This is a genomic window from Sutterella parvirubra YIT 11816 (genome assembly GCF_000250875.1).
Taxonomy (GTDB): Bacteria; Pseudomonadota; Gammaproteobacteria; order Burkholderiales; family Burkholderiaceae_F; genus Sutterella; species Sutterella parvirubra.
Genome location: NZ_JH604912.1, coordinates 1 through 5,863 on the forward strand (window position 1 = coordinate 1; position 5,863 = coordinate 5,863).

The 5,863-nt window shown below is 64.0% G+C and carries 5 protein-coding genes and 3 tRNA genes; 3 read left to right on the plus strand and 5 right to left on the minus strand.

The genetic code is table 11. The features are described from left to right. Positions 1 to 61: 61 nt before the first annotated feature. From HMPREF9440_RS02860 to HMPREF9440_RS02880, 5 genes are all read right to left on the minus strand, one after another. A complete protein-coding gene (locus tag HMPREF9440_RS02860; RefSeq protein WP_008541332.1) occupies positions 62 to 715 on the minus strand; it encodes a methionine ABC transporter permease in 654 nt (217 codons plus the stop codon). Continuing rightward, on the minus strand, positions 705 to 1,754 hold the full coding sequence (locus HMPREF9440_RS02865; protein WP_008541333.1) for a methionine ABC transporter ATP-binding protein: 1,050 nt from the start codon (positions 1,752 to 1,754) through the stop codon (positions 705 to 707). The genes HMPREF9440_RS02860 and HMPREF9440_RS02865 overlap by 11 nt, the downstream gene beginning before the upstream one ends. Positions 1,755 to 1,884: 130 nt before the next feature. Continuing rightward, positions 1,885 to 1,960, minus strand: a tRNA-Lys gene (locus HMPREF9440_RS02870). 33 nt (positions 1,961 to 1,993) lie between these two features. Continuing rightward, a tRNA-Lys gene (locus tag HMPREF9440_RS02875) sits at positions 1,994 to 2,069 on the minus strand. Positions 2,070 to 2,090: 21 nt separating this feature from the next. Next, positions 2,091 to 2,166 (minus strand) — tRNA-Lys (locus HMPREF9440_RS02880). 423 nt (positions 2,167 to 2,589) lie between these two features. On the opposite strand from HMPREF9440_RS02880, the gene recA reads away from it, so the two are divergent. The 3 genes from recA to HMPREF9440_RS02895 all read left to right on the plus strand — a co-directional run bounded on the left by recA (position 2,590) and on the right by HMPREF9440_RS02895 (position 5,750). Next, positions 2,590 to 3,720, plus strand: coding sequence for a recombinase RecA (gene recA, locus HMPREF9440_RS02885; RefSeq protein WP_008541335.1), 1,131 nt, complete (start codon positions 2,590 to 2,592; stop codon positions 3,718 to 3,720). Positions 3,721 to 3,817: 97 nt separating this feature from the next. Further along, a complete protein-coding gene (locus HMPREF9440_RS10400) occupies positions 3,818 to 4,912 on the plus strand; it encodes a regulatory protein RecX (protein ID WP_008541338.1) in 1,095 nt (364 codons plus the stop codon). A 73-nt stretch (positions 4,913 to 4,985) separates the two neighbouring features. After that, the gene (locus tag HMPREF9440_RS02895) at positions 4,986 to 5,750 is read left to right on the plus strand and encodes a TerC family protein (RefSeq protein WP_008541339.1); all 765 of its coding nucleotides are present in this window, start codon (positions 4,986 to 4,988) and stop codon (positions 5,748 to 5,750) included. Positions 5,751 to 5,863 lie beyond the last annotated feature (113 nt).

A 5,863-nucleotide genomic window follows, 5' to 3' on the forward strand; every position in this document is an offset into this window, starting at 1 on the left:
GCCGCCCCGGCGCACGGGGCGCCGGGGCGGTCCGAATGGGGTTTCGGCCTGCGCTCGGTTCCTACTTGTGGGAGAGCTTCCGGACGATCCGGTCGCCGAGGCTTTGGAGCCCCTGAACGAGCACGATCAGAACCAGCACGACCGTCCACATCACCTCCGGGTTGAAGCGCTGGTAGCCGTAGCGGATGCCGAGGTCGCCCAAGCCGCCGCCCCCGACCGCGCCCGCCATGGCGGAGTAGCCGATGAGGCTGATCACCGAAATCGTGAGACCCGCGACGATGCCGGGCATCGCTTCGGGGAGGAGCACCTTCGTGACGACCTGCAGGTGCGTCGCCCCCATCGATTGGGCGGCTTCGATGAGGCCCTTGTCGACTTCGCGGAGGCTCGTCTCGACCATGCGCGCGATGAAGGGCGCAACCGAGAGCGTGAGCGGCACGATCGCCGCGGCGGTGCCGATCGACGAGCCCACGACCATGCGCGTGAAGGGGATGATCGCCACCAGGAGAATGATGAAGGGGACCGAGCGCATCGCGTTGATGACGGTGCCCAGGGTGATGTTCAGCACCGGCATCGGCAGGAAGCTCTTCTTGTCGGTGACGAAGAGCACGATCCCGAGCGGAATCCCCGCGAGGGCGCCCACGAACCCGGACACGGCCACCATGACGATCGTTTCGATGAGGGCGTCGCCGATCAGGGGCAGGAAGTTAGTCAACATCGGAGAGTTCCTCCACGATCACGCCGCAGCTGCGGACGAAGTCAACCAGTTGTTCGTAGACCTCGCGGCTGCCTTCGACCAGAACCGTGAGGGTGCCCACCGTCTGGCCGCGCAGGTCGTCGACCGTGCCGCGCAGGATGTTGATGTCGACGCCGAAGCGGCGCGAGCACTCGGAGATGACCGGGCGCGTGACGTCGCCGCCGATGAAGGAGAGGCGCAGCAGATGCGCTTCGTCGCGGCCGCCGCGGCGCTCGCGCGCGGCGCGCACGCGTTCGATGATCGACTCGGGGAGGTCGCGCGCCTGGACGTTGCCGATCAGGGCCTTCGTCGTGTCGGACTGAGGCTTCGCGAAGACGTCGATCACGGTGCCGTGCTCGACGATCTCGCCCTTGTTCATGACGACGACGCGGTCGCAGATCTGCTTCACGACGTTCATTTCGTGCGTGATCATCACGATCGTGAGGCCGAGCTTGGCGTTGATGCGCTTCAAAAGCTGCAGGGTCGCGGTCGTCGTTTCCGGGTCGAGCGCCGAGGTGGCTTCGTCGGAGAGAAGCACCTTCGGGTCGTTCGTGAGCGCGCGGGCGATGCCGACGCGCTGCTTTTGCCCGCCCGAGAGCTGCGGGGGGTACTTGTGGGCGTGCTCATCGAGCCCCACGAGCTTCAGAAGCGGCTCGACCTTCGCGCGGATCTCGGCCTTGCCCACGCCGGCGAGCTCCAGGGGGAGCGCGACGTTCTCATAGACCGTGCGCGAGGAGAGCAGGTTGAAGTGCTGGAAGATCATCCCGATCCCGCGGCGCGTGCGGCGAAGTTCCTCTTCGCTCATCGCGGTGAGGTCGGCGCCGTCGACGACGACGCGCCCGGACGTGGGCCGGTTGAGCAGGTTGATGCAGCGCACGAGCGTGCTCTTCCCGGCGCCCGAACGGCCGATGATGCCGAAGATCTCACCGGGGCGGATGTGGATCGACACGTCTTTGAGCGCGTCGAAGCGCTTGCCCTCGGGGGTGAGGTAGGTTTGGGAGATGTGTTCGAGTTGAATCATGGTCGGATCTTGAAGTCGATCGCCCTAGTCTATAGGCGCCCGGACCCTTCTTGGGGCGGCGCGCTTGCGGTATTACCGCGCAGACGCAAGAAAAAAGCCCGTCGATGCGTTGATCGACGGGCTTTCGAATTGGTGGGAACGTAGGGATTCGAACCCTAGACCGACGGATTAAGAGTCCGCTGCTCTACCAGCTGAGCTACGTTCCCGTGTCCCAGCCCGAAGGCTGAAACAAGAAAACTTGGTGGGAACGTAGGGATTCGAACCCTAGACCGACGGATTAAGAGTCCGCTGCTCTACCAGCTGAGCTACGTTCCCGGTCAGTGTGTTCCTTGATCGTGGTGGGTCGTGCGGGACTCGAACCCACGACCAACGGATTAAAAGTCCGCTGCTCTACCAACTGAGCTAACGACCCCCTAGTGCGACGGCCTTAGCCTTTGCGGCAGAGGAACAACTAACTGAGGAGACGAATTGTGCCGAAGCGGAATACGTCTGTCAAGGGTACGGAGAAATTTTTTTTGGGGAATCCCCTGAGAGACCTTCCGGGACGTCCTCGGATCGGGTTGGTGCGGGCGCCTTCAGGCCTCTCTTTGGTCTCATTTGTTAGGGTTTCCCTCAACTAAAGAGACTCTTGTCAACCCTTTTCGGCTGTGATATTGTTCGACTCAACAAGAAAACGGATGCCTTGACGACGCTGATTTTCAAAGGAACAGTTTGAGGCGGGATCATGTTTGATCCTGTGCTTGATCCTGTCATTCGTTGCGTCAACTGTTTGACGACAATGGATAGAAAATCAGAATGACCGACGGCGTCACCAACCCGATCAGGAGGGCTTCACATGGCCGCCAAGAGTACGAAGACCGAGCGCGTGACGCGCGTCGAAGGCGAAGAACGCAAGAAGGCGCTGAGCGTCGCGCTCGCCAACATTGAAAAGCAGTTCGGCAAGGGCGCGATCATGCGCATGGCCGAAGGGACCGAAATCGAAGACATCGACACGGTGTCGACGGGTTCGCTGGGACTCGACCTCGCGCTGGGCGTGGGCGGCCTCCCCCGCGGCCGAATCATCGAAGTGTTCGGTCCGGAATCTTCGGGGAAGACGACGCTGACGCTCCACGTCATCGCCGAAATGCAGAAGCTGGGCGGCACCTGCGCCTTCATCGACGCGGAACACGCGTTGGACATCCAGTATGCGAAGCGTCTGGGCGTCGACGTCCCGAACCTCCTGCTCTCGCAGCCGGACACGGGTGAACAGGCCCTTGAAATCGCCGACGCCCTCGTGCGTTCGGGTTCGGTCGACCTGATCGTCGTCGACTCGGTCGCGGCCCTCACGCCGAAGAGCGAAATCGAAGGCGACATGGGCGAAGCGCTTCCTGGTCTGCAGGCCCGCCTGATGTCCCAGGCCCTGCGCAAGCTCACCGGCAGCATCACCCGCACGAAGTCGATGGTGGTCTTCATCAACCAGATCCGCATGAAGATCGGCGGCTACGGCAACCCCGAAACGACGACGGGCGGCAATGCGCTCAAGTTCTACAGCTCGGTGCGTCTCGACATCCGCCGCACCGGCGGCATCAAGAAGGGCGACGAGGTGATCGGCAACGAAACCCGCGTCAAGGTCGTCAAGAACAAGGTGGCGCCCCCCTTCAAGCAGGCGACCTTCGACATCCTCTACGGCGAAGGCATCTCCCGCACGGGCGAGATCATCGACATCGGCAGCGACCTCGGCGTCATCGAGAAGTCCGGCGCCTGGTACTCCTACAACGGTCAGAAGATCGCCCAGGGCAAGGAAAAGGCCCGCGAGTACCTCGCGTCGAACCCTGCGGTCTGCGAAGAGATCGAACAGAAGATCCGTGAACTGAAGGGCGCCCACGGCAAGGGCGTGCCGGTCGCCAACACGGCCTCCGAAGAAACGCACGTGAGCGCCGAGGACGAGCTCGATCCGATCGGGTTGGGCGACGACATCGACCTCTGATGCGCTGAGCTTCACTGAAGCCTCCGAGAAAAGCCCGCCCGACACGTGAAGGCGGGCTTTTCGTCCGTCATGAACCCCGAACACCCCCGGACGAACCATGGAAGTTCTCTTTGACGACGATGATCTGGAGCCCGTGCCCGAAGCTCCGAAGCGGGAGAAGACTCCCGCGGTGAAGCCCGCCGCCTCCCGCCGTAAGCCCGCGCCCCCCGAGCCCGAATGGGAGGAGGCGTCGCTCTTCGGCGTGGAGCTCGAACCGCACTTCGGCGCGGCGAAGCCTGCTCCCGCCGTTGCGGCCGAACCCCGGACGCCCCAAGCGCCTCAGGCCCCCGCGGCTCCTCGTTGGGAGGACGGCCCCGCGCGCGAGCGCCCCTTGATGGCGCCCGAGCGGAGGACGCCCGCGCCCCGGCCGCCCGTGAAGGGCGCCGCGGCCTCGATGTCGACCCCGGCCGCGAAGAAGCCCCGCAGAAATGCCGAGGGCGCTTTTGAGGAAACCGACGCGGACGGCCGTACGATCGTGCGCGACGAGCACACCTGCAGGGATCCGGAACTCTTGAAGGAACTCCGCCGCAGGAGCCGCGTCCGCAAGGCGGCCCCGGCGCCCGAACCGGATGCCGACGGCTGGGTGGTGGAGCGCGAGGTTGAGGACCCCTTCGCCGAGAATCCCTTCGCGGACGATGCTGAAGACGAAGCGCCCGCCGGGAAGAAGAGCGGGGCGCGTCAGACGAAGTCGTTGGCCGGGCGCGCCGTCGCGATGCTCGCGCGCCGCGACTACAGCGAAAAGGAGCTGCGCGCGAAGCTGGCGCTCAAACTCGAGCCCGGCGAAACCGCGAAGGACGTCGACGAGGCGGTCGCGAAGCTCAAGGAACACGGGCTTCTCTCCGACGAGCGCTTTGCGAAGTCCCGCGCGCGCGTGCGCGCGCAACGCTCGGGTGATCTGGCGATCCGCCGCGAACTCCGGATGCTGGGGTTGGACCGCGACGTCGTCGACGCGGCGATGGAGGAGATCGAGGACACCGAGGACGTCCGTTGCGCGAGGCTCTGGCGGCGCCGATTCGGCGAGCCGCCCGCCGACCGGAAGGAGCGCGAGCGTCAGATCCGGTACCTCGCCTACCGGGGTTTCGCCATGGGCGTCATCATGAAGGTGATCCGCGGAGAGGTGGAGATTCCCGAAGAAGAGCCTTTCAGTTTGTGAAAATCGTGCTTTCGCGTAAGGGCCTTCGCTAAAATACCTCGGTTTCTCAAGCACTTGTTTCCGGAGGCTTATCTTGGAGTATCTGTGGGATCTTCTGGCCAACCTGCACTGGGGCGCGGTCGGTCAGATCATCATGATCGACATCCTTTTGGGTGGCGACAACGCCGTGGTGATCGCCATGGCCTGCCGCAACCTGCCGCATGAACAGCGCGCCAAAGGCATCTTTTGGGGTACGGCGGGCGCCATCGCGCTTCGCGTCGTGCTGATCACGTTCGCAGTGATGCTCCTCGATCTCCCGTTCCTCAAGGTCGTGGGCGGGGCGCTCCTCCTTTGGATCGGCATCAAGCTCCTCATCCCCGAGTACGAAGGCCACGGCAACATCGCCGGGAGCGACAAGCTCTTCGGCGCGATCAAGACGATCATCGTGGCGGACTTCGTCATGAGCTTCGACAACGTGATCGCGATCGCGGGCGCGGCGCAGCAGGCGCACGACGACCACCAGACGATGCTGATCATCTTCGGTCTCCTGGTCTCGGTGCCCTTCATCGTGTTCGGGAGTCAGGTCGTGCTGAAGCTCCTCGACCGATTCCCCGTCATCATCTACTTCGGCGGCGGTCTGCTCGGCTGGATCGCGGGCGGCATGGCCGTCTCGGACGGCTTCGTCACGTCGCGCTGGCCCGAATTCGCCTTCACGGCGCACTATCCGGCGGCCGCCGTCGGGGCGCTCGCCGTGATCGCCGTGGGCCACACGATTGCGAAGAAGAAGCGCGCCGAGCATGAGGCGAAGCTCAACGCCGAGCGCGCCCAAAAGGACGCGCAGGCCGCGAAGGAAGACTGATCGGGTCTTCCGTCCCAATGAAGAAAAGCCGCGGATTCACGTCGAACCGCGGCTTTTCTTATTGGTGTTGAGGCATCGGGCCGGAGGCTCAATGCTTCGTCTCGTGGATGAAG